The sequence below is a fragment of the Caballeronia sp. INDeC2 genome (genome assembly GCF_023631325.1).
Taxonomy (GTDB): domain Bacteria; phylum Pseudomonadota; class Gammaproteobacteria; order Burkholderiales; family Burkholderiaceae; genus Caballeronia.
On record NZ_JALQDG010000003.1, the window covers coordinates 799,388 to 824,360 of the forward strand.

Sequence of the window (24,973 nt, forward strand, 5' to 3'; positions counted from 1 at the left end):
ATGATCCGCGCCGCGCTGCATGACCACCGCGCTTCAATCGACATCACTTATAACGATGGTTGATCGACGATGGAAAAAGTCGTCTTGCCTCCGATCCCCGCCAAGCGTTACTTCACGATTGGCGAAGTCAGCGAGTTGTGCGGCGTCAAGCCTCACGTGCTGCGCTATTGGGAGCAGGAGTTCACGCAACTGAGGCCGGTCAAGCGGCGGGGCAATCGCCGCTACTATCAGCATCACGAAGTCTTGCTGATCCGGCGCATTCGGGAGTTGCTGTACGAACAGGGCTTCACGATCAACGGCGCGCGCAACCGGCTCGATTCACAGGGACGCGCGATCGACGACGACGCCGAGATGGACGAAGCGCAGGGATCGGCGCAAGCGCAACCGGGCGTCGATGTCGACCAGCTCCGCAAAGACATTCTTCAGGTGATCGACCTCTTGGGCGGATAAGCGCCGCCGCGATCCATTGCATCCTGCCGCGATTCGTCGCGGCATTTTTTTCGTCCGATCGATGAGCGCTGCCCGCTGCCCGCAACGGCAGTAGCATGGTTGCTTGCTCTTTCCTCGTCGCCGCGTGAGGCTCGCTCGCCGCGGCTTTAAAACATCGATTCAGGAGGGCTTATGCGAGTGTTGCTCGTTGGCGCAACTGGCACGTTGGGCACGGAGATCAAACGGATTCTAGAGCCCGGGCACGAAGTGATCACCGCGAGCCGCAATGGCTCGGACGTAGCCGTCGATTTGTCGGACAAGGCGAGCATCGTCGCAATGTACGAGCAGGTCGGGAAGGTCGGCGCTGTCGTGTGTGTCGGCGGCGCTGCGAAGTTCGCGCCGCTCGACGCGCTCGCCGATGACGACTATGCCTTCAGCGTCGCGAACAAGCTCATGGGGCAGGTGAATCTCGTGCGCTGCGCGATCGGTCACGTTGATGAAGGCGGATCCGTCACGCTGACGAGCGGCACGCTGGCTCAAGAGCCGATGGTCGGCAGCGCGGCGGTGAGCCTCGTGAACGCGGGCGTCGAAGGGTTCGTGCGCGCGGCCGCGCTCGAATTGCAGGGCAAGTTGCGTGTGAACGTCGTGAGTCCGGGCTGGGTGTCGGAAACCTTGGTCTCGATGGGCAAGGACGGGTCGCAGGGCATCGCGGCCGCGGAAGTCGCGAAGGTGTACAAGCGCGTCGTCGACGAGACGGTGACGGGGCAGACGCTGCCCGCAGCTAAGACTTGATGCCCGCGCGAAAGCGCCGCTTCGGGCCGACCGTCGCCTCGGATCGCGACGCGGGCATCGTCACATTGATCGACCAATACACGATGCTCGGCCCGACGCCCCATGGCGGATAGATGCGCCAGTCGTCGACGCCGTGATGGAAGAAGTAGAGCGCGAAGCATCGGCCTGGTTTGGTTGCGCTCACGCACACATAGCGGCTGCCGCCAGGATAGATGCGCCCGAAGCGCGTGACGCGCGCGCGGCTCGTAGGGCCGAACCATCGGGCGACTTCCGCATGCAGGGCGGAAAAGGGTCGACCGGACAGGGTACGCCGCTGTTGCGCGGACATCGAGACAGGCAAAGGCATGGGGCGCCGTTCCTTATGTGTCACCTTAAGATTAGGGCTTAAATCACTGACACACAAGTGTTTTTTCTGTTTTAACGTCTGAATAAAGACGCTCGGGCGCTTGTCGTCCGCCCGACAGACTGGCGTCAGACGTTCATACCCATCATGACCGTTGCGTTGGTCGAGCTCTCGTCTTCGGCGCGGACTTTGAGCATTGCGTCGGCGACGCGGTAGTAGAGTTGCGCGCGCTCTTCGAGAAGCGCGGGTGACGCGTCGCTGGGAAGTGTTTCGCGGGCCATGTCGGCAGCTAAAGCCTGGCCCGCGAAGTAGTCGCGCAATGACATGCCGTAGTTGCTGTTGCCGGGAAATGCACGCGGGTTGTTGAGCTTGTTATATGCCATTGTTTTGCTCGTTTCATCGATACGGCGGCGTTCGATGGGCCAAAGAAAAAAGGCTCTCCGGCCGAAGCCGGAGAGCCTTTGAATTCTGGTCGGGGCGAGAGGATTTGAACCTCCTCGAACCTACCGTGAAATAAGGCTTCGCGGGCAGTGTGCTAGTGCGAACCGCCGGGCTAATTGACACAGTGCGGCGCGAGTGTAACACAGAGTACGTTGTCATCGACGAGTCCGCCTTTTGCCCCGTCGCAATGAACGCGGACGGACGCATTGAGGTGTAACCGTACGGGCTTACCAGCGGTCGCTAACGTCAAAAAGGATTGGACAGCAGCATTGTTATTCTGAACAATTTCAGGCCTTACCGAATTCCGATTCGCCAGACGATTTCTTGGAACGACTATGCCATCCAATCTCGATCGATTCAAAACTGACCTGCATGACCTCATCCAGCGTGGCGACGAGTTAGCGGTCTCACTCCAGCTTAAATGCCTTCCTTCTCAATTCAAGGAAACTGTAAAAAAGCAATTAAAAGACAAAACTGAGGAGTTCATTAAAAACCTTCCTTCGTTCGATGCTGAATATCAGCGTTGGTACTCGGAAGGTCTTAGTTTTCTGCGTCAAGTTTTACCGGATCGGGTATTGGACTTCTGTCGGCATTATGAGAAGCCGAAAGGCCGTAAGGACATTACCTCCGAGAGCTACAGAGTCGAGGACGCGCTGCAAGGTCTTACTGTCAACCGTGGTTCCCAGAAGGTGGTGGGATTGGAAGCGGCCATACCGCACTATCAGCAACAACTCGCGATCATCAAGGCTGCAGCCGCCCGGTTTGAGAGTTCTTTGTTCGATATTCGACAGATCGTCCAAGCCGATTTGATGGACTCGGAGTTAGAAGCTGCGGAGCATCTTGCCAAGTCGAAGTTTTATAGGGCGGCTGGTGCGGTCGCGGGTGTGGTGTTGGAGCGTCATCTCGGCGAAGTGTGCGCCAATAGGCAGATTACAATCTCAAAGAAAAATCCAACGATCGGAGATTTCAACGAAGCGCTGAAAGGCGGAGGAGTGATTGACATTCCCCAGTGGCGATTCGTTCAGCACCTCGCTGACATTCGCAATATCTGCGATCACGCAAAAACACCCGAGCCGACAGCCGAACAAGTTTTAGATTTATTGGCAGGCGTTAAAAAGACGATAAAAACCGTTTTCTAGTACGAGCGTTCTCGCGAATGACGCCTTATGCGGTTGCGGCGGCTTTAGCTCGGAGCCGTTTGACCGCATTCTCCACAACGCTTGCACCTCATGGGCCAGGGGCCGTGATGTAAGCGCTCTGCGCTTGTTTCAAGGCGAGAATCTTGGCGAGGCGTAGCGCGTCCACGCGGCTCCTCGTCTGGCGCATGGCGGCGATGAGTTGCGCCGTGCTCGCCGTGTTCCCCGCGATTAACTTGGCGTCTCTGCGGCCTTGTCGGCTCGCGTTGTCGCAGATTTTGCAGGTCGCTTTGACGCGGAGACGATGATCCGCTTTCGAGTAGAAATCCGACAGGGGTTTCGCCACGAGACAGCAAGTGCAGGTTTTCAAAAGGTTGCTCATAGCGTTTCGGTCTGCCCGGTGTCTATCCGGGAATGGTTGTGAGTTACAGGGACTGGCGGGCCTCGAACCGGGCCAGCATGCCGGTAGCCTTGCCGGTCTTCGGGATGCTCGCAAGTTCGGCCTCGCGCTGCGTCTGCAATTCGGCGAGGGTCTTCCTGCGCGGCTTGATGCCCGCTGCGCGATCGGCGTCGCGCTTTGTGGCTTGGGCGGCTTGCTGATCCCGCCACGCGTCCCATGCGGCCTGTTCGGCTGCGGCTGTCACTTTACGGCGTTGGGGGCGGGGCTTCGCCGATTCGCCACTCGTCGGCGTCTTATAGAAGCTAAGGTTTCCTCGGCAGAGGTTCAGCGGGTTACCGTCGCGGAACCGATAGCGGTCCCCGTCTTTGAAACCGTACAGAATGGCGACGACCGAAAACAGAGTGTCAGCTTCGTCTGGGTCGCCCGCTTTCACGATGCGGACCTCGCCATCGACGAGATACCAGCGGGTGGCGCGGTACCCCAACTCGCCTAGATGGCGGTAAAGGTCAGGGCGAAGCCGAGCCGCGAGGTCGGGGCGACCCTCTATCGGTACGTATTGAAATCCGTTCCTACAGTAGGGCAGGTAGACCGCCTGACTGCCGATGCGCCTGCCAGCGGCGGCGAACGCAATAGGGTCGTTCCGAATGGCCTTCTTGTCTTCAGCGGTGAGCGGTGCGCCCTTGGGCGTGCGTGTATTTCCGTAGGCGGTCATGGTGTCGTTTCTGTCAGTTTGAGCGCCGGTAGCGCGGCCCCAGCCCCATCGCGGAACGCGGGGTCATCGGGTCGGCTTGGAGTGGGCGCGGGAGTTGGTTAGGGTGTTGCGGGGACGGCGCGGGCGTCTCTTCGAATCGCGGGCCGTCAATTTGAATCCACGGGAGTCCCGGGGCTTCCTGTCGGAACGTCGCTTCGGGCCACGGGCCGGGGCTGCGTGTCGGATCGGGCGCGGGGCCGATCTCTTTTCCTTCCGGGTCAAGCCAAGCGAAGCGGCGCTGATGGTAGGGAGGAACCGGGCGCGGCTCTGTCTTCCAGCTACAGGCCATCGCCCGTCGCCTTCGAAACAATGCGGAGGTTGGCGCGACGCAGATCATGCGCCTTCCCATTGATCGCCTCGACCGCTTCGCCGTCTGACGCGGCGGCGATATAGTGCGCCGCCAGCATCTTCTGACCGTCGAGACGAAGCGTCACAGGGGCGCGACGCCTTGCGCATATCTTCACATCAGGGTGCGCGACGAAAGCTTGCGCTAGAGATAGATCGAGAGTCACGCGGATGCCGCCCAAGTGCCATGTCACGGCCCCATCGGGCCGGACGGTGAAGCGTGGTTTCGGCGTCAAGGTTAGAGAGCGATGGCGTTCGCCGGGAGCGGATCGCCGGGTTTCGCCAGCGTCGGGGAGCGGTACGTGGTCTCGCCTGCTTTCGTCGTGAGGCAGCCTATGCACGACTCGTCGAGAATTAGGAGACCCGTGACGGTATCGTCTGGGCCGACTGTGAGGAGGAAGGGAAGGTCCATCGTTTTGTCCTGGGGTGTGAGGGGTGACACGGCGGGCCGGATGACCACGCCGCTGAGGGTTAAACGGATTTCGCTGCGGTGTTCTGCGAGGCGGCTTCGAGTAGCGCGGGGAGCCAGTCGTCGGGAGGAAAAGCACATGCCGACGTGAGTGACTTTTTCGCGAGGCGTAGGTCATCAGCGCAGCAGGCCGCGCACAGGCCAGCGTCGACATATGCGCGACTGAGATAGGGCGCATTTGTCTCGCATCGCGAGCACGCCTCCCACTGGGGGAAGGCCGTGTCTACCGGGATCGTGTATGGAATCACGGGCGGGTCCGAGAGTGCGGGCGTGTAGCCGTCGCCGGGGTCAGTAGCCAGTGACATCCACCACCGTATACTTTGAATTCAGGCCGTTGTCCCAGGCATTGCCTTGAGTGCCGTTCGGTAGGGTGTACGGGCCGTAAGGGTCCCCCGTGTACATCTGGTGCTGAATGACGACATCGTTCCCATCGACGCGAGCAAACGCAGAAGTAACCTCCTGCAGACCGTCATACAGGCCGATCGATCCCGGATGCGGGACCATGTTCACAAGCTCCATCCGCGCGTACTGTTGCCAGCATATGAGCGCGGCATTGCGCCCCTGCGCTGCGCCCTGAAAGCGTCCGACGCCTGCGGCCGTGCTGAGGACCCGCATAGGTGGCCGTCCCGTATCCCATATCGGATTTCCGTTGGCGTCGCGGATTAATAGGCCGTAATTGAGGCCGGACGGGGTGTAAGGGCCGAAGACAAAGTAGTAGACAGGCGACGACGCGGGCGGACCGAAGACGTGTAGCTGCGTTCTCCCTTGGTATGAACCGGCGACGGCGATCGGATTGGGGCCTGTGAACGCCAGTAGTTCACCGGGATTCATCGGAATGTCCATCTGCGTCGTCTGTGGGTTATTCGGGTCCCCGTAGTTCAAGCCGTTGGGGATACCCGTCCCAGTCTGCGTGCCCTTCCGCAATAAGACGTAGTGCTGGCATTCCCCGTCGATCTGCAATACGTTCGCGTTATTGCGGATTTGAAGTCCTGCAGGCATTAAGAGATTCCATAAAGAAGGGTGCAAGTCGGCGTCCCCCACCATGAAGGCTGACCGCTGGGGGCGCGTTGCCAGATCAGCGTGTTACCCGAGAAATTCACGGTGGGCGAGGTTAGGTATTGCATGATGTCGACATGTCCAGAGATCGTGCTATTCGCGTTGATGAGCGATGGCCCTTCGAGTAGGGGCACTGCCCAAGGAATGCCCAATAAAAACCGATCGTCCGTGATGGTGCCGGTACCGAACCCAATAACCACGGAGCCGATGTGACGTCCTAGGAAAGTCGAGTTATCCACGACGACATTGTTAGCCGCGTCGCGAACGATGATCCCGGCTGGCATTCATTCGCCTATCTGTTTGAGGTGGAACACCGCGCGGACGATGCCGTCCTTGTCGATAATCTCGGCGACTTCCCGATCTGCGCGGACAATCACTGGACCGTCGAGCTTGAACGCCACGGCAGGTAACGCGCCGCGAGGAGTCACAGCGACGTCGCCAAGCAACGCGGCCTCAGCCATCGATCAAACCGCGTGCAATGAGTTCGGCGCGGGCGGCTGCGCCTTCATCGACGTTCGCAACGTGTCCGACGTTCGAGTAACCACGGGCGCGAAGTTGCTCGCGGGCGGCTGCGGCGTCTTCCATGCTCGCGTAGTGCGTCTGGACGCCGTGCGGATCGGTCGCGTGCTTATGAGCGCGGTACTGCTCGACAGTCATGGAGTCACTGCCGCCCCACGTTTCCATGCGCCCCTGTGCGTCGAGGAGCGGCTGGCCGTCCCCGTTGGCGCTGACATGTTGACCGTTCGGCAGTCGGATGATGTATTGCGGGTTGCCGTTGTGCGCCTCGACGTGTGTCGGCTGTGCATAGCGGCTCGTGTGGATTTCCGTGTTGGCGTTGCGGATAAAGGTCATGGTGTGATCTGAGAAGGTTAGTAAAAAGGGAACGGGGCGGACTAGCGCATGCCGTTGCGTTGTGCCATTGCGTCGATGGGCGACAGCGCGTCATCGCGGCTGCGCTGATACTCGGCCCACTGGACGGCCTCGCGCTTCTCGCGAATCTTTGCGTAGTCGGCTGCGCACTGGGGTTGTGCGGGCGGCTCGATGCCGCCGCCGTACGAACTCGTCGCCCAACGGACGGCCCGCGTGAGGTCTTCGTCAATCACTTGGATCGACGTGAACGCGGCAGGATCGCGCTTGTTCTTTTCGAGCGAGGACGCCGCGAATCGAAGCGCCTCGGCGCGATTGCGGTGCGACGGGCTGAGTGCTTCGAGCGTCTCCGCGACGGCGCGGTATGCCTTGGGAGTCTCGGCATCGCGGAGGGCTTCGAGCGACTTCTGGAGTTCGATTGCGCCCAAGCGCTGCGCGGTTTGCTCCGGGGTCAGCGGGGCGCAGCCTTCCGGCACGCGCATGAACGGGTGGTCTTTGTGGTCAGTCATGAGATAGAAATGAAAAACCCGCCTGAGTCAGCGAGTTCGGAATGGTGCGGCCCGTGTTGATCGGGCATGCGGAAGGAGATTTGACTAGCGGCGACTGCAGCGCCGGATGTACAGAGTCAACAGGAGGTCATGCGCCGCGATCGGTACGCCTCGCTTCATATCTCGTTCGAAGCGAGCGAGAAGTGCGTCCGACCCCAATGCGCCCTTGCGGACGTTGCACACGCGGCAGAGGTACGCCACGTTCCCTTGTCGATAGGGCAAGGCGGCGTCGATGCGATCGAGGTGGAGTCTTCGGAAGTCGGAGGGACGGAAGTTGCAGCAAGCGCATGCGCCGGTCTGAATCGATTCGAGATACGCGGGCGTCAGGTCGAAGACCGGGGCGCGTTTGCGGGCGCTTCGAATGTCTGTTGCTGCCCAGTGCTTACGTCGCCAAGCGGCATCGATTGCCGCATGCTTCGCGGGGTTGGCTATTGCCCATGCCCGCGCTACGGCGTGACTACAGGTCTTGCAGTAGGACTTCAGGCCGTCACTGCGAGTCGCGGCGCGGTAGAAGTCGTCGCGGGGCTTCTCGACGTCGCACTTTCGGCATCGTTTGGTAGGGGAGTCTGTTGCCATGATCGGGGAGATTGAAGGATTGAGGGCGGCGGAAACTTCGCGGCGATGATCTCGGGCGCTCGAGACTTATTGAGCATCGACAGGAACAGCGCCTCCGCGTAGATGTCTTCGCGTAGATGGTCAGCCGGAAACGTGCTCGAGCCTGCCAGTTGCCAAAGCGGATACAGGACGGAGCTAGTGCGGCCGGCGATGACTTTGGCGTCCTCCAGCTTCGCGATGTATCGACGTACGTGCCCGGTCTGCTTACCGGTCAGTTGCGCATACCATCGGGCCAATTGATCGATGCCCGGTGTCAGGCCCCGGCGACGATTGCGGAACTTCAGGACGAACTGAGCGAAGGCGCGAACCTCCGGCCGGAGTTCCGACAGGATGAATTCCCGCTGTAGCTGGCGTTCGCTGGTGCGGACTGGATAGCGGTAGTCGGCACGGGTGCGGGCTTCCGGGTCGCTAAGAATCTCGCCGGTAGTCTCATCGAACCACTCGACTACCAAGGGGGCGAGGTATCGTTCGACGCGCTTCCGCTTAGCTTTCCCGATAAGCGATGTGCCGTTGCGGGAACCCAGCGTTATCGGATAGTCGAGCTTCCGCCATTTGGCCTCGATGGTGTAGGGGCGAAGGCATGCGACGGCCTTATGGTCGTTGGTTGATTTCATACAGGGGAACGAGAAGAAGATCGGGCGGACGGGCTTGTCCGGCGAAAAAGGGAAGGACGGCAGAGCGCCGCGCTTAGGCTCAACTATCTGGCCTGAGCGTCGATGAGGACCTCGACCGTTGAAAAGAGGCGACACGTCCGCGTCGGGCAGGCGCGAACACGGGCTGTGCTGCGCCTAAACGGATTCGCTGGAGAGCAAAGTAGCCCATCATCAAACTACAGTCAGGCCGTCCAGAGCACAAGCGCACGGGCGGCACATGGGGCCGTTGTTTGCGTAGAGTCTTCTACCATGTGCGGTTTTGATCGCGACGCCTTACTGGGTGGTCACCCTGTGTCGGTTTGATCGTCGCTGGTATAGGGTCTTCTACCATGTGTCGGTTTAATCGCGACCCATCGGAATCTGACACCATGAGTAACGAAATGAAGATGGGCACCAAAGAAATCTCGGCGATCACCAAGAAGTCACACTCGGACGTCAAGCGTCTCATCAAACGTCTTGCCGATCAGGGCATCGTGACTTTCACTCAAATTGAGCAAAAGTCGACGAGAGGCCGTCCGCTGACGGAGTGGTCCTCCCCGCGATCTGCCGCGACGGCGTGTACGTCAAGGGCGAGGAGCACGCGCAAGGCGAAGCGGGTTTTTCCGAGCGGGGAAGTCTCCATGCCGCTCTAGTTGCCGTCCGTCCGGTTTAGTTCGCGTAATCGTCGGAGCTTCTCAATCGGCGTAAGCGTCTCATCGGTCAGGATGTCAGCGTGGGCGGTCGAAGGCGCGGCGTGAGGATCATTGAACATCTCGGGGTGTGTCACTGGGCGGAGATACGTCCGCATACGCGCCTCACGCCATGCCCGAATCTTTTGCCTGACCCAATGACGTTCGCCGTCCTTACCCGCCCATTGGAAAGGCAGTTGCGCGAGACGTCGTAGATGGCCTTGCTTCGCGAGCAGCGCCCGGTCCCGGGCCTCTTTGCGGGCTTTGTGGGTCGCTGCGAGGGCATCGGGCGTCATGTTGCAATGGCGCTGCGTCCAAGCGGAGTCACGGCGATTCTTGTACGTCTGCTTCCGGGCCTTCGATGCGGCGATGTCGGCGGCAGGGTCGGCGTGATAACGGGAGCGGCGCTTGGCGCGTGTGCATTCCTTGCAGTCGAGGAAGTAGGCCGATGTCGTCCATTCGGAGTCGGCGCGGCGTCGATAGAAGTCGGAGATGGCCTTGCGGCGTCCGCACGTTCGGCACGTGCGGTCTGCGGGCGGCGGTTGCCAGCGGGAGAGGGGCATGGGATATGGGAAAGGAAGGGCGGGAAACTGGAGGAAAGCGGGATGGTCATCCACTTTCTGAAGGGCGAAAGCCTTATGGAGCAAGGGTTCCGAGCGTGTGTTCTAGATTTGATACAGGGATGCGCGGGAGGGCGCTGGGAGTCGCTTAGACGTTTCGGTCGGGACGGCGACGGGCGCGTGCTCGCGGGTGCGTCCAAGCGTGTCCGGCGCTGAGAAGTGGCAGGGAAACTGGAGTGCCATCCACTTTCTGGAGGGCGAAAGCCTTATGGGGTAAGGGTTTCGACGTGTCGCTTAGAATAGATAATGTGACACGATGGGAGGTCTCAAGGAGTCGACCGTAGCGCTCTTCGAGCGGCAGTAATCAGCGACGCTCAGGCCGGCGCGGCGAACCCTTCGAGGTCATTGAACGTCGCCGCGAGTCGCTTAGACGTCCCTGACTACCCACCAAGGAAACCAATCTGATATTGGTCGAGGACGGCTTAGGCCGGCTCTAACCCTCTCTTAGAGGTATAGGGGCCTCGGAGCGTCACCCTGTGTCGGTTTAATCGCCCGAAACGAAAAGCCCGCGCGAGGCGGGCCGTGAACGGGGAAAGGGGCGGTTAGTGAGCCGTGGCGCGTTCGATCATCATGTCGAATAGGACGGCCTTGAAGAATGCGCGGGCGCTCGCGGTAGCTGGATGCCGTCCGCCTGTCAGGCGCGTCTGTTCGGTGATAACGTCCCAGCCGAACTTCGCGAGCGCCGCGACGCTCACGTCAAGCCCGTATTTCTCCTTAAGCGTCTTCGCGGCCTTCAGTGCGACGTTCGGTACAGCGTTCGATACGCTCGTCGCGCTCTTTGCGTGGTGACGGATGACCTTACGGGCTGCGGTGGCTTCTGGGCCTCCACGCTGAAGGGCGGCAATGAGGTCATCAGTGATGGCGGGCATTTGAGCTTGCATGGTCATTCCTTTATGGCTTTGCGATGCGGGTAACGTTCGGCGCTTTCGCCGGGGTCGCTGACCTGCTATCGTGTGCCCGTGACTCGTCCGGGCGATTAATGGGTGGTTCTGCTTGGTCGCGGTGCTGTCTCTTACTTGTTCGTGCGGGTCACCTCCTTTCCTCTGCGTTAATGCCTTTTGCGGCCCTCATGGCCCGCGCCACGGCGCTCTTGCTAACGCCGAACTCCTGCATTGCTTGCGACCACGTCATGCCGCTAGAGACCGCCTGTGCGATCTGGGCGTCATCAATCGCCTTTGCGCGGCCCCGATACTTCCCTTCGCTCTTCGCGTTCTCGATGCCGCGTTTTTGCATCTCCCGCCGGTTCAGGTAATCGGCCTCGCCCTGCGCCGCCATGAAAGCAAGCACGGCATCGCGAACAGCCTTCGAGATGGCCTCCGTAGCATTACCGTCGAATTCCATGCCGTTGAGCGTGCAGCGCACGAGCACGCCTTCATCCATCAGGCGTCGCATGGTCGCGTGTAGCTCGTCATAACGGCGGCTGATGCGGTCAAGCCAGCGGACGATAAGAATGTCGCCGCGCCGCAAGCGGCCCTCTACCTTCGCCCATTGATCGCGGTCAGCCGGTGCGACGTGATACCCGCTTACGCCTTCATCCACGAAGACATTCTTTGCAGGGATGCCCAGTGACTTCGCTTCGTTGGTCTGCGTCGCGATCGTCTGACCGTCCGTGGTCGAGATGCGCCCGTAATAGAACGTCTGGCTCACGCCGAACTCCTTGGTGTCGTTGAGATCTGGTGTCGATTATTCATTGGGTTTCATTGAACTGTCAACCCCATTGACACCACAACCATAGTTCGATGCTCCGGTGTCACACCGGTACACCCTGACGACACCAACTTGGGGCGCAGAAGCTCGTGGGGTTCGCACTGACGGCAGGAGCGCGGTTACGGGAGCGGCACAGCTAAGCATCGCCGGGGGCTTCACTGCGAAGCGGTGAGCAGGGGGCATTCTCTAAGGTGAGCCGGTGCCCGCGTCGCCGCGTTAGCAAGCATTCCCGGATGGTCGCACCAAGAATCAGGGGGAGGGGTACGGGGGAAAATCGACTAGCGCGGCGGAACAGACCTTGTCACGCATTTCCGGCCGCGAATCGAGCCGGTGTCCTCCCCGCGATGTGACCGTGTATCAATTCTATTGAAATGCTCAGGTGTTTACGCGACGCTATGTGCTCTTGAACGATCAAACGAGAAGGTGCGATGAAGTGCCCCCATTGTGCGGTTGAAATTCACCCGGATTTCATGACTGAGCGCTTAAACGAAGTTCCTGTCCTCGGTGACAACCGAAGTCACGAGGCGATCGGCGGGAGAACGTGGTCGGTCTCGTATATGACGTGCCCGGCATGCAAGGAAGCAATAATTTGCCTGGGTGGCGAAGGAAAAGCGAAGATTAATATACGCCCGTTCGTGGCATACCCGAAGGGCATAGGTCGACCACCGGCACCGGCGGAGGTTCCAGCGTATATCGCCGAAGATTATCGAGAGGCGAGCGCCGTCCTGAAAGATAGCCCGAAAGCATCAGCGGCACTCAGTCGGCGGTGTCTTCAGTTCGTTCTGCGAGAGAACGGGTTTCCGCAGAAGGACCTTGCGCCCGCGATTCAAGCTCTGCTCGACTCGAACAAGCTACCTAGCGCGATCGCGGATAACGTCGACGCGATTCGGAACATCGGCAACTTCGCGGCGCACCCGATAAAGGATACGAACACGGGCGAGATAGTTCCGGTCGAGCCTCACGAAGCTGAATGGAATCTCGATGTGCTGGAGCAACTCTTCGACTTTTTCTATGTGCAACCCGAGCGGGCACGTCAGCGTCGCGCCGCGCTCAACGAGAAGCTCATTGCGGCCAATAAGCCCCCGATGAAGGGGACGACGGGCGCGGCACCGGTCGAGCCTCAGTAAGTCTCAGACGGGGCGCTGGCGTCACGTCGACGCCCAAAAAAGCGTTCACTAGGGCGATGGCGTTTTCGCGAAAATCAACGCAGCACCGTTCCGTTCAAGAGGTGCGACACGGCAAAGCACCACTGAGCGACGGAGATGAGCGCATACATCGATGCCGCCACGCCTACATAGAAGAAGATTAGGAAGACAACTACGAGAGATCGACGCGGCTGTGGAGTCGGTAAGACGTTTAGAAACTGCGCAAATCCCTCGTCCGACTTTGTGTAAGTGTTGACTTGGAGCCAAGTGACCGGCGCGAAGTAGAGGTACGACACACGTACCTGTTCATTGGGCACGAGCGCGGGAATCACGATTTCCCAACCACCAACCGGGGACGCCTTTACCTCGTGCTCAACCAAAGGCTCGATGACGTACTGATGCACTTTCGCGTTGTGCCCGATGCGCACCTCGAACGCGGTCTTCTTTCCAGCGTTTCGGACGACGATCCCGTGAACGTGGACGCCGCCCCCAGATTGCGACGGAGCAGCCGGGGCCGGTGAAGTCGGAGGGGCGTCTTGTGGGGCCGGTCCTGCTTGGCCTGCGGGTGCCTCGACTGTGAAGCCCGCTGCGTGAGCGAGGTAGGTCACGAGCTTCGGCCGATCTTCTCGGCGCTTCGCTATCGCCGCGATTATGACGGCCGTGAGAATCGGGAAAACGAGCTTACTGATCAAGTCCCAGTTGACGGTCATGCGCTGTCCTTTTCGTGTGAGGAGTCAACAATACACACCTTCTGGCGTTTTCGGGGGCGGGCGCAACGTCACCAAGCGTTGCCGGGCCTCTCCCGCAAAACCCGGGACGCCTCGCGCATCAGATCGGCACTGCGCTGGAGCGCGTCGGCGGATTCGAGGAGTAGGGCGGCGAGGCGGGCATGATCGGGAGACGGAGGTTTGACGGGCACGGTGACGTCCCGGCGAGGCTTAGGCGTCGCAGGCCGTCCCATGATCCGCTCGCGATACCATTCGCGCATCTCGGCGGGAACGGTCCCATGCTTAGGCGGTTTGAGCTTGTACTCTGCCCAGCTTTCCGCCGTCAGGCGCATCTTGCGCGGCAGGTCCCGGAAGTCGTGGGAGTCGCACCAGCGGTGGAACGCGGACTCGCTGACCGATCGAAGCCGTCCCACGCGGAGTGCCAAGCCTAGCGTGTACCACTCCGCGCGTCTTACGTGGTTGGTTGTTTTGATCGTTGCCCATGCTTGCTGCCCACGCGCGACAATTGCGGCCTGCTCGGGGATAGGAATCTCATCGAGTGTCTTCATTGCTGTCCGTCCGTCTGAGTGATTCGCGGACTATCGGCGGGCAGGAAGGGAGGGTCTAAGAGAGACCCCGCGCGGCACTCGGGTTATCCGATGGTCACTGAGCGGACCGGGAGAGGCGGCGGGGCGCGGACAGTGTCAAGACCATCGGAGTGGGGAGCTACTCAGGCAGTGACTTGGGCGGCCGCAGGAGAATCAAACATGCCGACGGCTTGTGCGAATTGAAGCCCAAAAGCGGTTCGCATTACCGTTCCGCGCAGGATCTCAATGGTGCTGCCATCTCGTTCATGTTCCGCCTTCAACTGTTTGACAAGCGTCCGCTCCTCAACCCATGAATAGCGCCCCTCGTCCGTCATGAACCGCTCGTAACTTACGTCCACCAATCCGAGGCGAATCCAGTTGTCGACCATCGCCGGAAACTCCGGCAGTTCCCGTTGTTCTCCAGTTTTCGGGTCGATCAAACCAGCGTAATGGCGGACGAGCATGTTGTAATGCCCGAGGGGACCGCCGGTCGCCCGATTGATTTCGACGATCGGGAGCATGTCGCGCGAAAGGAGCGGGCGAAGCAGTGCGACTTCGCTTGCGTCGATTTGGCGGATGATTTCCACGAAAGCCGGGTGCGCAGACTTACTGACACGCTTATCCATTGCCGTCGCGAGCAGGGAAAGATACATCGCCTTCAAGTCCGGCTCGTCGTGGGTGAAAGCTAGCCCTTGAAGTGCCGGACCCGCCACGGAGGGCTTAGGGTCGACAATCTCTTCCGGCGGGATCGCGGCCGCTTTGACTTCCATATCACGTGCAAATCGATCGGCGAAATAAGCCCTTGCTTTATCAATTCCGAAGTTAAGCGCCGCGAGCGGCAGAAGCGCATTATTAATCGTTCTCGTCACGGTGACGGCCGCCTGACCCAGATTCTTCCCCGCTTCTTTTACTTCAGGCGTTTCGCCTGCCGTTTTCATCAGAGCGCCTGCCACCTCGATCGCCCCCTTTGCTGCCGACACCGGTTCGACCATTCGCCACCTCCCTACGTTTCAACACATGAAACTCAATTATACGAAGAGAACAACGGCCACAACACCGTGTGTTATGCGGTAGTTACGGGAAACTCCAGGCGATCGAGCGCCTCCCTCATAGCTTTTAGGCTCGCCGTCGCGGTGTAGACTTTTCGGCCACTGGAACCTGTCGCAGCGTGCCCCGTGATCGCATCGGCCGTCGCTTCGCCCACATGCTTCTCGGCCAGCGCGGAGCGAATCCAGTGGCGGAACTTGTGCGACCCTTCGAGCGCACCCGAAGGCAAACCAACCGCCTTGCGGAAATACCGGAACCATTGACCGGCCGTATCGCTAGGGCCTCGCGCCCGCCGGCACATTGTCGGCATGGCGTTCCCTGTGCGTCCCATGACGCCTTCGAGCCACGTTGAGAACCACGGATCGGCCAACAGGTGCTCCGCGAGCGGGACGACGCGTTCGGATTCTTGCGTTTTGACCGTACCGGCCTCTGCCGTGATACGGATTGAAACTAGTCCGCTCCGCGTCAGGAAGTCTTCCCGCCGAAGCTGCGCGATCTCGCCAATTCGTGCGCCCGTGTGCAGAAGCATGAGAAGCAGGGCGCGACCGTCTGCCGGGTCAACGTCGTGCCATCTTGGCGTCTCGCTCATGCCGTCGCTGAACAGCTTGTGGGAATAGATACGCCTAAGCTGTTCGTCAGTCCACGGCTCACGCTTCTCTGCGCCGATGCTCGTGTCTATCGACAGGTCAAAGGGATTCAGCGCAATCAGATCATCTTTAACCGCGACGTTCATCAGCGCCGATATGGCAGACGCGTGATTATTTGCGGTCTTTCGGCCGAAGCCCCGTGCCGTCTCATCGAGCAGGAAGCGCAAGAACCTCACGCCAGATGCCTTCGTTAGCTCCGTTACGGGGACCACGCCCACGGCCTGCTCGAACAGCTTGAGCGCGTGTTCCGCGCGGCTGATCGCGTTCGGCCTCGCGGACGTTCGTGTCTTCCATGACGGTAAGACGTCGCGGAGAGTCATAGGAGGCGCGGCGGGTTCTTCGGGTGTCGCGGTGACGCTCGCGGGCTTCTGCGGGTCGCTTGGTGTCTCGACGGGTTCGCCCTTATCCCGTTCGGCTGCGCCTTTCCATGCTCTAAGGATCGCGCGGAGGATTCGCTGGAGGGCCGTGCGTGCGGTCGGTTGCGTCCAATCGACCCGGAGCGCCATCGACTCGCAATAGGAATGCGCCACGCGACGGGCTGCGTCTAATTGGCCGGTCGCGACTTCGATCTGTAGCGCCCGCACAATAGCCTCATGCACGTCGGTCAGGTGGTGAAACTGCGACTGGTTGAGGTAGTCGCCCGTCGTAGCCCACCAGACTTTAAGCATTGGCTTCCCAGACAAGAGGCCGGGTGCCGCGCTCGCGTTCATCATCGATGCCATCAGATCGGGATTGGATCGGAGAACGTCATCGGCGGCGAGAACGTCGCGCTCCGCCTTCTCGACGATGTAACCGACGAGATCGTCAGTGATCGGCGTGAAGGATTTAGGCCGGGAGTCGGCGCGGAGCTTCTCGAACTTCGCTTGATATTCCGCGATCAGCGCGTGTGCCTTTGCGGCGGCTTCGTTCCGGTCGGATGTGCCTAGACTTTTGCGATAGGCGTCCACGGCAGGTTTGCCGTTCTTCTGACGCGGCCAGAGATGACGCACGTCATCAGGGATACCAATGCGAATTTGATAAACAGAACCGCGAAGGCGGACGCCAGCGGGAAGGGTAGCGGGCATATCGGTCATCTCCGTATTTTCGCACGGCGATTGACACACAATTCAGACACACCCAAAAAACAGAAAGCCCGGAGACCCTTGTCAGTACTGGCTGTCCCAATACTGGCGCGGGTCTCCGGGCCTTATTTCTGGTCGGGGCGAGAGGATTTGAACCTCCGACCACCTGCACCCCATGCAGGTACGCTACCAGGCTGCGCTACGCCCCGAAAGAGCGAAAGTATATCAGAGAGAAACGAATAGTAGAACTGCTTCCAACAATTTCGCTGTTGCACTCACCAAATTCACTCGATGTGCGTCACAGCGTCAACTCCGACTGCGTGTAAGGCGAGGTTTGAATCTGCACTGAACCGTCACGCTCCGTCTCGCTTCGACCTTCGCCGCGCTTGTGCGCGAAACGCTGACGTCGACGAAACCTCAGCGCCAGCACGAGCGATATCGCACATGGAATCAGATAGGTGATGATCCGCTCGCTCCACGCGATCCTCGATCCGAGGCTGTCGTACTGATTGCGCTCATGGAAGCTCGCGGATGCGAAGACCATCGTCAGCGTGAAATCGAGGAGCATCGCCAACACGCACAGCGCCAGGAAGAGCAGTGCGCCGTTCCACTTCAGCGCGCCGAGACTCGCGTTCAAGGTGCGGCAGATGAAGAGCGCCAGCCCAAGCAAGGTCAGAATGAAGGCCAGGGGAAGCCAGGGAAAATCCATATCGCGCGTGCCTCGCGTGCGGGTAACAGGGACGATCCCGGCAGCGCGCAAGATGAAACTTTTTGTCACGTCTCTAGCGCCCGATCCGGAAGCGGGCGCGATCTTCACACGCGAGCCCCCACGCGAGAATAAGAGTATTCCTAATCACATCGGCCGATCGGCCAATGACTCCGACAGGAAATCGATAAACGTCCGTACCTTGGTCGTCATGTATTTTCGGCTCGTATACACCGCGTACACCGACGGCGCGAACGCGGTGTAGCTCGGCAGCACGCGCACGAGCGCGCCCGACGCCAGCTCGGGTTCGACGATCCACGCCGGAAAGTACGCGAGTCCCAGTCCGGCGCGCACGAGCTGCAGGGCCATCGACGTATCGTTGGTCTTGAGCACGGCCTGATTCTTCACGGTGAACGCGCCGTCCGGTCCCGTCAGCGTCACGGAGTCGACGTTCGTGTACGTCGGCAACACGAAGCGATGACGCGCGATATCGTGCGGATGGCGCAGCTTCCCGTGCCGTTCGAGATAGGCACGCGCGCCGGCGAGCACGAAGGGCATCTTGCACAGCGGCCGCACGATCAGCGAAGGCGACGGCTCGGAGGTCGCGCGGATCGCCATGTCATAGCCTTCCTCGACGAGATCGACGAAGCGGTTCTCCAGCCGCAGGTCGACGAGCACGCTCGGATAGCGCGCCTGATACGCGACGAGCAGATCCGCGAACGCGCGATTGGCGAACCAGCCCGGCGCGGTGACCTTGAGCACGCCTTGCGGCTGCGCCGTTTGCACGCCGACTGCGGCTTGCGCGGCCTGCAGGATGTCGAGCGCCTCGCTGCACTGCTCGTAATACACATTGCCGGCTTCCGTGAGGCTCAGATGGCGCGTCGTGCGGTTCAAGAGGCGCACGCCCAACTGGCGTTCCAGATTGGCGACGTGCTTGCTCGTCATCGCAGTAGAGATGTCGAGCCGTTCCGCGGCTTTCACGAAGCTTCCCGCCTCGACGACTTCACGGAACACACGCAGGCTGGTCAGAGCGTCCATCGATCATTTCCTGGCCGGAAACAAAAATATCAATGTTAGAGCGTGTCAGATACTTTCGCTAAGCAATGCTCAGCCGACGGATGTCGGCCCCTATGGATGGCCTGATCGACACGCTAGCGGGAGCCGGAGAACGGCCAGCCAATGCTCGCATGGCCCAGCCACATGGAGCATCGACGATCGGCGTTGATGCCTATTTAGGCCATTCGTCGAGCTCGTCGTTGAAGAGCGAAGCGACGATCCTGCGCAGCCACATCGTGCGCGCGTCGTTATGAAACTTGCGATGCCAATGCTGCTTCAGATCGAAGCGCGGCAACGCGAGCGGCGGCTCGGCGAGCGTGATCGACGCATGCTCGGCGACATACGCGAAGCCGATCGCATGCGGCACCGTCGCGATCAGATCCGTGCGCGACAGGATGAACGGCAAGCTCATGAAGTGCGGCGTCTCGAGCACCGCGCGGCGCCGCACGCGTTCCTTGTCGAGAAAATTTTCCAGAATCTCCTGACTGCGGCCCTCGGCGCGCACGACCGCGTGGCCGCATTCCATGAAGCGCTGCAAAGTGAGCGGCTCGCTCGCGAACGGATGGTCGCGCCGCATCAGACAGATGAAGCGATGCGAGAAGAGCCGCTGCTGAAAAAAGTTGTTGCCGCGCAAATCCGGAAAGTAGCCGACCGCAAGATCGATCTCGCCCGCTTCGAGCCCGCGCTCGACATCCCCGTGCGATGCCGACACCGAGCGCAGATTCGCATTCGGCGCTTCCCTCGCGAACGCTTGCAGAAGCCGCGGCAGGAACACGATTTCGCCGACATCGGATAGCGCGATCGAGAACGTCTCCGTGCTTGCCGACGCGTCGAAGTGCTGCCGGTCGAGCAGGCCGCGTTCGATACGCGCCAAAGCCTCGCGCGCCGCGGGTACGAGCGCGATGGTGCGCGGCGTCGGTTCCATACCGCGCGACGTGCGTACGAATAGCGGATCGTTGAAGTACTCGCGCAGACGCGCGAGCGCCGTCGACACGCGCGGCTGGCTCACGCCGAGCCGTTCGGCGGCGCGGCTCACGTTGCGCGTTTCCTCGATGGCGACGAGGTACGGGATCAGATTCAGATCAAGGTCGTTCATGGCGTGATGCTCCGCCGACGATGTTGGCGCGCGGCATGTCCCACGTCAACGCGCGCCATCAGCCGCGCCGCGCGACCATGTCCGACACGCGCTGCGCCGCTTCCTGCAGCGGCTCCAGAAACGCCTTCACCATCTGCTTCGCGTTTTTGCGCTGGGCGTTTCCGCTGATGTTCAGCGCCGCGATCGCGCGTCCCTGCCGGTCGCGGATCGGCGCGGACATCGAAATCAGTCCTTCCTCCAGTTCCTGATCGACGATCGCCCAGCCCTGGCGGCGCACGACGGCGATCGCTTCCTTGAGCGCTTCTTTGTCGACGATCGTGCGCGGCGTGCGCGCGACGAGCGAACTCGAATCGAGCACAGCGTCGAGACGGGATTCGTCGAGTGCGGCGAGCAGCACGCGACCCATCGACGTGCAGAATGCCGGCAGGCGGCTGCCGATCGACAGATTCTGCGTGATGATCTTGTGCGTCGGCACGCGCAGCACATAGACGATTTCCGGGCCGTTCAGCACCGCCGCCGAGCAGCTTTCGTGCACTTGCTCGACGAGGTCTTCCATCACCGGCTCGGCGAGATTCCAGAACGGCATCGAGGTCAGGTAGGCGAAGCCCAGATCGAGGATCTTCGGCGTCAGTTGAAAGAGACGCCCGTCCGCCTCGACATAGCCGAGCGCCTGCAGCGTCAGCAGAATGCGGCGCGCCCCCGCGCGCGTGAGGCCCGTCGCAGCGGCAACATCGGTGAGTGTCTGGGCGGGGCGGTTCGCATCGAACGAACGGATCACCGCGAGCCCGCGCGCGAACGACTGCACGTAGGCATCGCCGGGACGCGACTGCGCCTCTTGCGATTCGGCTTCAGGATTGGGCGTGGCTGAATTCTTCATAAGGCTCGTCACGAAAGGGGCGATAGTCGGCGGCTCCGTGAAAACCCGCAGTTTGCATATGCTTCGTTGACACGACAACGAATGCAGGACTACCATGCCGATGTTCGCTAAACGAATCCATGTTCGCATGACGAACATTTTGGAGCAAGTCCGAATATCCAAAGGTAAACCCGAATTCGGGAAGCGCGATTGCAGTTCGGCTTTCCCGAGACAGGAGAAGGAAGGGCACATGATCAACAAGATTTTCGATTCGCTCGCCTCGGCCGTGGCCGACGTCCACGACGGCGCGACCATCATGATCGGCGGTTTCGGCACGGCGGGCATGCCGTCCGAGCTGATCGACGCGCTCATCGAGCAGGGTGCGCGCGAACTCACGATCGTCAACAACAACGCCGGCAACGGCGACACGGGTCTGGCCGCGTTGTTGAAGGCGAAGCGCGTGCGCAAGATCATCTGCTCGTTTCCGCGTCAGACGGATTCATATGTGTTCGACGCACTCTATCGCGCGGGCGAAATCGAACTGGAACTCGTGCCGCAGGGCAATCTGGCCGAGCGCATCCGTGCGGCGGGCGCGGGCATCGGCGGCTTTTTCACACCGACCGGCTACGGCACGAAGCTCGCGGAAGGCAAGGAAACGCGCGTGATCGACGGCAAGCACTATGTGCTCGAAGCGCCGCTGCACGCGGATTTCGCGCTCGTGAAGGCATTCAAGGGCGACCGCTGGGGCAATCTGGTCTATCGTAAAACTGCGCGCAACTTCGGCCCGATCATGGCGAGCGCCGCGAAAACGGCGATCGTGCAAGTGTCGAAGGTCGTGCCGCTCGGCGAGCTGGACCCCGAAAACATCGTGACGCCGGGCATCTTCGTGCAGCGCGTCGTGGAAGTGCCGCAAGTGGTGCATCAAGCCGAACTCGCTGCCTAAGGAAGGACGAAAAGCCATGAAGAAACTCACTCGTGACGAAATGGCCAGGCGCGTGGCCGCGGATATTCCCGAAGGCGCATACGTGAATTTGGGCATCGGCGTGCCGACGCTCGTTGCCAATCACCTCGCTGCGGATCGCGAAATCTTCCTGCACAGCGAAAACGGTCTGCTCGGCATGGGCCCGGCGCCCGCGACGGGAGAGGAGGACGATGAGCTCATCAACGCCGGCAAACAGCACGTGACGTTGCTCACGGGCGGCGCGTATTTCCATCACGCGGACTCGTTCGCGATGATGCGCGGCGGCCATCTCGACTTCTGCGTGCTCGGCGCGTTCCAGGTCTCGGCGACGGGCGATCTCGCGAACTGGCACACCGGCGCGCCCGACGCGATTCCGGCCGTCGGCGGCGCGATGGATCTCGCGATCGGCGCAAAGCAGGTCTACGTGATGATGGAACTGCTGACGAAGCAAGGCGAAAGCAAGCTGGTCGCCGAGTGTTCGTATCCGGTGACGGGCGTGCAGTGCGTCGACCGCGTCTACACCGACCTCGCCGTGTTCGACGTGACGCCGGAAGGCTTCGTCGTGCGCGAGATCGTCGAGGGACTGTCGTTCGAGGAATTGCAGAAGATGGCCAAGGTGCCGCTTCAATACGCGCCGCTGACCGAAGCCGTCTGACGCCTGAGAGACATAAAAGAACTGGAGCAACTGATGAAAGAAGCTTTCGTATGTGATGCCATCCGCACGCCGATCGGCCGTTACGGCGGTTCACTGTCGTCCGTGCGCGCCGACGATCTGGGCGCCGTGCCGTTGCGCGCGCTCGTCGAGCGCAACAAGGAAGTGGACTGGGAAGCGGTCGAGGAAGTGATTTACGGCTGTGCGAATCAGGCGGGCGAAGACAACCGCAACGTCGCGCGCATGTCGGCGCTCTTGGCCGGGCTTCCGGTCGGGACGCCGGGCTCGACGGTGAACCGCCTGTGCGGTTCGGGCATGGACGCGATCGGCGTCGCGGCCCGCGCGATCAAGGCGGGCGAGACGAGCCTGATGATCGCGGGCGGCGTCGAAAGCATGAGCCGCGCGCCGTTCGTGATGGGCAAGGCGACGAGCGCGTTCTCGCGTTCCGCCGAGATCCACGATACGACCATCGGCTGGCGCTTCGTCAATCCGCTGATGAAGAAGCAGTACGGCGTCGATTCGATGCCCGAGACCGCCGAGAACGTCGCGGACGACTACAAGATCAGCCGCGCCGATCAGGACGCGTTCGCCCTGCGCTCGCAGCAGAAGGCGGCACGCGCGCAGAAGGACGGCACGCTCGCACAGGAAATCGTTGCGGTGACGATCCCGCAGAAGAAGGGCGATGCGCTCGTCGTCGACCGCGATGAGCATCCGCGTGAAACGAGCCTCGAAGCGCTCGCGAAGCTGAAGGGCGTCGTGCGTCCGGACGGCAGCGTGACGGCCGGCAACGCGTCGGGCGTGAACGACGGCGCGGTCGCGATGCTGATCGCCGACGAAGAAAGCGCGAAACGCCACGGCCTCACGCCGCGCGCGCGCATTCTCGGTCTTGCGACCGCGGGCGTGCCGCCGCGCGTGATGGGCATCGGTCCGGGTCCGGCGTCGCAGAAGCTGCTCGCGCGCCTTGGCATGACCATCGACCAGATGGATGTGATCGAGCTGAACGAAGCCTTCGCGTCGCAAGGACTGGCTACGCTGCGCATGCTCGGCGTCGCCGACGACGATCCCCGCGTGAACCCGAACGGCGGCGCGATCGCGCTCGGCCATCCGCTCGGCGCCTCGGGCGCGCGGCTCGTCACGACCGCGAGCTATCAGCTTCATCGCACCGGCGGCCGCTTCGCGCTGTGCACGATGTGCATCGGCGTAGGCCAGGGCATCGCGATGATCATCGAGCGCGTCTGACGCGATGTTCGCATCCACGGGACGTCTCACCGATCTCATTTGCGGCAACGCCGCCGCGAACGAAATCTGGTCGCCGCGCGCGACCGTGCAGGCGATGCTCGACGTCGAAGCCGCGCTCGCGCGCGCATCGGCGCTGCATGGCGTGATTCCGCCGGGCGCGGTCGAGGCGATCGTCGCCGCATGCAACGCGGACAACATCGACGCGAACGCGCTGATGAACGGCGCGCAAGCGGGCGGCAACCTCGCGATTCCGCTCGTCAAGCAATTGACGGCAGTCGTGAAGGCGAGCGATGCCGAAGCCGCGAAGTACGTGCACTGGGGCGCGACGAGTCAGGACATCATCGATACGGGCGTCGTGCTGCAACTGCGCGCGGCGCTCGATCTGCTCGATGCCGACTTGCGTTCGTTATCCGACGCGCTCGCGCGCCAGGCCGACACGCATCGCGCGACGCCGATGATCGGCCGCACGTGGCTGCAGCAGGCGCTGCCGATCACGCTGGGCTTGAAGTTCGCGCAATGGCTCGATGCGGTGGCGCGTCATCGTCAGCGTCTCGGCGAGTTGAAAGCGCGCGCGCTGGTGCTGCAATTCGGCGGCGCGGCGGGCACGCTCGCGAGTCTGCGCGACAAGGCGTTGCCGGTTGCAGCATCGCTCGCGGACGAACTGAAGCTGACGCTGCCCGCGCTGCCTTGGCACACGCAGCGCGACCGGATCGCGGAAGCCGCGTCGTTCTTCGGCATGTTGACGGGCACGCTCGGCAAGATCGCGCGCGACGTGTCGCTCATGATGCAGACCGAACTTGGCGAAGTCGCGGAGCCGGCGGCGGCAGGCAAGGGCGGTTCATCGACGATGCCGCACAAGCGCAATCCCGTTGGCTGCGCCGCGGTGCTCACTGCCGCGACGCGCGCGCCGAACCTCGTCGCGACGATCTTCGCCGGCATGGTTCAGGAGCACGAGCGCGCATTGGGCGGCTGGCAGGCCGAATGGGAAGCGCTGCCCGATCTCGCGCGTCTGACGGCAGGGGCGCTTTCCAACATCGTGAGCATCGTGCCGGCGATGGAAGTCAACGTCGAACGTCTCGCGCAAAACCTCGATGTGACGAACGGCCTCGTGCTCGGCGAAGCGGTGATGCTCGCGCTCGGCGACGCCATCGGCAGACTCGATGCGCACAAGCTGGTCGAAGGCGCATCGAAGGCGTCGGTCGCGAACGGCACGTTGCTCTTCGACGAACTCGCCGCGAACGAAACCGTCACGCGCCATCTCTCGCAAGATCAACTGAAGCAATTGCTCGATCCGGCGAACTACGTCGGTCAGGCGCAGGCGTTCGTCGCTGCCGCCATCGCGAGCGCTGACTCGAAAAAACAGGAGCAGTAAA

29 protein-coding genes, 1 tRNA gene and 1 pseudogene are annotated in these 24,973 nt (G+C 61.4%); 9 read left to right on the forward strand and 22 right to left on the reverse strand.

Translation table 11 applies throughout. The annotated features are described in order from the left end of the window. Positions 1–69: 69 nt before the first annotated feature. Both NCS28_RS05535 and NCS28_RS05540 read left to right on the forward strand, forming a co-directional pair. The gene (locus tag NCS28_RS05535; protein WP_250512839.1) at positions 70–450 is read left to right on the forward strand and encodes a MerR family transcriptional regulator; all 381 of its coding nucleotides are present in this window, start codon (positions 70–72) and stop codon (positions 448–450) included. Between the two features lie 171 nt (positions 451–621). Next, entirely contained in the window at positions 622–1,221 is a 600-nt protein-coding gene (locus tag NCS28_RS05540) for a short chain dehydrogenase (RefSeq protein ID WP_250512840.1), read from the forward strand. Here the strand turns inward: NCS28_RS05540 and NCS28_RS05545 are convergent. Continuing rightward, a complete protein-coding gene (locus NCS28_RS05545; protein ID WP_250512841.1) occupies positions 1,211–1,567 on the reverse strand; it encodes a hypothetical protein in 357 nt (118 codons plus the stop codon). The two genes, NCS28_RS05540 and NCS28_RS05545, sit on opposite strands and share 11 nt — an antisense overlap. 125 nt (positions 1,568–1,692) lie before the next feature. After that, on the reverse strand, positions 1,693–1,947 hold the full coding sequence (locus tag NCS28_RS05550; RefSeq protein ID WP_250512842.1) for a hypothetical protein: 255 nt from the start codon (positions 1,945–1,947) through the stop codon (positions 1,693–1,695). A gap of 393 nt (positions 1,948–2,340) precedes the next feature. Here NCS28_RS05550 and NCS28_RS05555 point away from each other — a divergent pair, with 393 nt between their 5' ends. Further along, positions 2,341–3,144: a hypothetical protein gene (locus NCS28_RS05555; RefSeq protein ID WP_250512843.1), complete on the forward strand. Its 804-nt coding sequence runs from the start codon at positions 2,341–2,343 to the stop codon at positions 3,142–3,144. A gap of 422 nt (positions 3,145–3,566) precedes the next feature. On the opposite strand, the gene NCS28_RS05560 is transcribed toward NCS28_RS05555, so the two are convergent. The 7 genes from NCS28_RS05560 to NCS28_RS05590 all read right to left on the reverse strand — a co-directional run bounded on the left by NCS28_RS05560 (position 3,567) and on the right by NCS28_RS05590 (position 8,806). Then, positions 3,567–4,253, reverse strand: coding sequence for a hypothetical protein (locus tag NCS28_RS05560; RefSeq protein ID WP_250512844.1), 687 nt, complete (start codon positions 4,251–4,253; stop codon positions 3,567–3,569). A gap of 317 nt (positions 4,254–4,570) precedes the next feature. After that, positions 4,571–4,726, reverse strand: coding sequence for a hypothetical protein (locus NCS28_RS05565; RefSeq protein WP_250512845.1), 156 nt, complete (start codon positions 4,724–4,726; stop codon positions 4,571–4,573). A 668-nt stretch (positions 4,727–5,394) separates the two neighbouring features. After that, a complete protein-coding gene (locus tag NCS28_RS05570) occupies positions 5,395–6,105 on the reverse strand; it encodes a hypothetical protein (RefSeq protein ID WP_250512846.1) in 711 nt (236 codons plus the stop codon). Positions 6,106–6,446: 341 nt separating this feature from the next. Further along, the gene (locus tag NCS28_RS05575) at positions 6,447–6,623 is read right to left on the reverse strand and encodes a hypothetical protein (protein WP_250512847.1); all 177 of its coding nucleotides are present in this window, start codon (positions 6,621–6,623) and stop codon (positions 6,447–6,449) included. Then, a complete protein-coding gene (locus tag NCS28_RS05580; protein WP_250512848.1) occupies positions 6,616–7,014 on the reverse strand; it encodes a hypothetical protein in 399 nt (132 codons plus the stop codon). The genes NCS28_RS05575 and NCS28_RS05580 overlap by 8 nt, the downstream gene beginning before the upstream one ends. A 41-nt stretch (positions 7,015–7,055) precedes the next feature. Further along, positions 7,056–7,511, reverse strand: a complete 456-nt coding sequence (locus NCS28_RS05585; protein ID WP_250512849.1) for a hypothetical protein — start codon at positions 7,509–7,511, stop codon at positions 7,056–7,058. Between the two features lie 545 nt (positions 7,512–8,056). Continuing rightward, positions 8,057–8,806 (reverse strand): hypothetical protein, encoded by a 750-nt coding sequence (locus NCS28_RS05590; RefSeq protein WP_250512850.1) that lies wholly within the window; start codon positions 8,804–8,806, stop codon positions 8,057–8,059. Between the two features lie 407 nt (positions 8,807–9,213). Here NCS28_RS05590 and NCS28_RS05595 point away from each other — a divergent pair, with 407 nt between their 5' ends. After that, positions 9,214–9,477 carry a hypothetical protein gene (locus tag NCS28_RS05595; protein ID WP_250512851.1) on the forward strand — a complete coding sequence of 88 codons (264 nt, stop codon included), beginning with the start codon at positions 9,214–9,216 and terminating at the stop codon, positions 9,475–9,477. On the opposite strand, the gene NCS28_RS05600 is transcribed toward NCS28_RS05595, so the two are convergent. The 3 genes from NCS28_RS05600 to NCS28_RS05610 all read right to left on the reverse strand — a co-directional run bounded on the left by NCS28_RS05600 (position 9,474) and on the right by NCS28_RS05610 (position 11,780). Continuing rightward, a complete protein-coding gene (locus NCS28_RS05600) occupies positions 9,474–10,076 on the reverse strand; it encodes a hypothetical protein (protein ID WP_250512852.1) in 603 nt (200 codons plus the stop codon). The genes NCS28_RS05595 and NCS28_RS05600 overlap by 4 nt on opposite strands. Positions 10,077–10,675: 599 nt before the next feature. Next, the gene (locus NCS28_RS05605) at positions 10,676–11,020 is read right to left on the reverse strand and encodes a hypothetical protein (protein ID WP_250512853.1); all 345 of its coding nucleotides are present in this window, start codon (positions 11,018–11,020) and stop codon (positions 10,676–10,678) included. A 142-nt stretch (positions 11,021–11,162) separates the two neighbouring features. Further along, complete coding sequence (locus NCS28_RS05610) at positions 11,163–11,780, reverse strand: recombinase family protein (RefSeq protein ID WP_250512854.1); 618 nt, start codon at positions 11,778–11,780, stop codon at positions 11,163–11,165. Between the two features lie 488 nt (positions 11,781–12,268). Between NCS28_RS05610 and NCS28_RS05615 the strand changes: the two genes are divergently transcribed. Continuing rightward, positions 12,269–12,967: a DUF4145 domain-containing protein gene (locus NCS28_RS05615; RefSeq protein WP_250512855.1), complete on the forward strand. Its 699-nt coding sequence runs from the start codon at positions 12,269–12,271 to the stop codon at positions 12,965–12,967. A 74-nt stretch (positions 12,968–13,041) separates the two neighbouring features. Here the strand turns inward: NCS28_RS05615 and NCS28_RS05620 are convergent, their stop codons facing one another. From NCS28_RS05620 to NCS28_RS05660, 10 genes and pseudogenes are all read right to left on the reverse strand, one after another. After that, a complete protein-coding gene (locus tag NCS28_RS05620; protein ID WP_250512856.1) occupies positions 13,042–13,695 on the reverse strand; it encodes a hypothetical protein in 654 nt (217 codons plus the stop codon). A gap of 68 nt (positions 13,696–13,763) precedes the next feature. Beyond that, positions 13,764–14,261 (reverse strand): hypothetical protein, encoded by a 498-nt coding sequence (locus NCS28_RS05625; protein ID WP_250512857.1) that lies wholly within the window; start codon positions 14,259–14,261, stop codon positions 13,764–13,766. A gap of 161 nt (positions 14,262–14,422) precedes the next feature. After that, on the reverse strand, positions 14,423–15,271 hold the full coding sequence (locus NCS28_RS05630) for a DUF4393 domain-containing protein (protein WP_250512858.1): 849 nt from the start codon (positions 15,269–15,271) through the stop codon (positions 14,423–14,425). A 71-nt stretch (positions 15,272–15,342) separates the two neighbouring features. After that, positions 15,343–16,695, reverse strand: a complete 1,353-nt coding sequence (locus NCS28_RS05635; RefSeq protein ID WP_502801154.1) for a tyrosine-type recombinase/integrase — start codon at positions 16,693–16,695, stop codon at positions 15,343–15,345. Positions 16,696–16,827: 132 nt separating this feature from the next. After that, positions 16,828–17,046 (reverse strand): annotated as a pseudogene (locus NCS28_RS33510) (DUF6538 domain-containing protein); the annotation flags it as partial. A gap of 120 nt (positions 17,047–17,166) precedes the next feature. Further along, positions 17,167–17,243 (reverse strand) — tRNA-Pro (locus NCS28_RS05640). An 89-nt stretch (positions 17,244–17,332) separates the two neighbouring features. Further along, positions 17,333–17,743 (reverse strand): hypothetical protein, encoded by a 411-nt coding sequence (locus tag NCS28_RS05645; RefSeq protein WP_250512860.1) that lies wholly within the window; start codon positions 17,741–17,743, stop codon positions 17,333–17,335. A gap of 144 nt (positions 17,744–17,887) precedes the next feature. After that, a complete protein-coding gene (locus NCS28_RS05650; RefSeq protein WP_250512861.1) occupies positions 17,888–18,778 on the reverse strand; it encodes a LysR family transcriptional regulator in 891 nt (296 codons plus the stop codon). Positions 18,779–18,968: 190 nt separating this feature from the next. Further along, complete coding sequence (locus tag NCS28_RS05655) at positions 18,969–19,892, reverse strand: LysR family transcriptional regulator (RefSeq protein WP_250512862.1); 924 nt, start codon at positions 19,890–19,892, stop codon at positions 18,969–18,971. Between the two features lie 58 nt (positions 19,893–19,950). Then, positions 19,951–20,769, reverse strand: a complete 819-nt coding sequence (locus NCS28_RS05660) for an IclR family transcriptional regulator (RefSeq protein WP_250512863.1) — start codon at positions 20,767–20,769, stop codon at positions 19,951–19,953. Positions 20,770–20,998: 229 nt separating this feature from the next. Here NCS28_RS05660 and NCS28_RS05665 point away from each other — a divergent pair, with 229 nt between their 5' ends. The 4 genes from NCS28_RS05665 to NCS28_RS05680 are packed head-to-tail and all read left to right on the forward strand — an operon-like array spanning position 20,999 to position 24,972. Beyond that, positions 20,999–21,691 carry a 3-oxoacid CoA-transferase subunit A gene (locus tag NCS28_RS05665; RefSeq protein ID WP_250512864.1) on the forward strand — a complete coding sequence of 231 codons (693 nt, stop codon included), beginning with the start codon at positions 20,999–21,001 and terminating at the stop codon, positions 21,689–21,691. A gap of 16 nt (positions 21,692–21,707) precedes the next feature. Further along, positions 21,708–22,364, forward strand: coding sequence for a 3-oxoacid CoA-transferase subunit B (locus tag NCS28_RS05670; RefSeq protein ID WP_250512865.1), 657 nt, complete (start codon positions 21,708–21,710; stop codon positions 22,362–22,364). A 33-nt stretch (positions 22,365–22,397) separates the two neighbouring features. Next, positions 22,398–23,600 (forward strand): 3-oxoadipyl-CoA thiolase, encoded by a 1,203-nt coding sequence (gene pcaF / locus NCS28_RS05675; protein WP_250512866.1) that lies wholly within the window; start codon positions 22,398–22,400, stop codon positions 23,598–23,600. Positions 23,601–23,604: 4 nt separating this feature from the next. Then, positions 23,605–24,972, forward strand: a complete 1,368-nt coding sequence (locus NCS28_RS05680; protein WP_250512867.1) for a 3-carboxy-cis,cis-muconate cycloisomerase — start codon at positions 23,605–23,607, stop codon at positions 24,970–24,972. The last annotated feature ends 1 nt before the right edge of the window (position 24,973 follow it).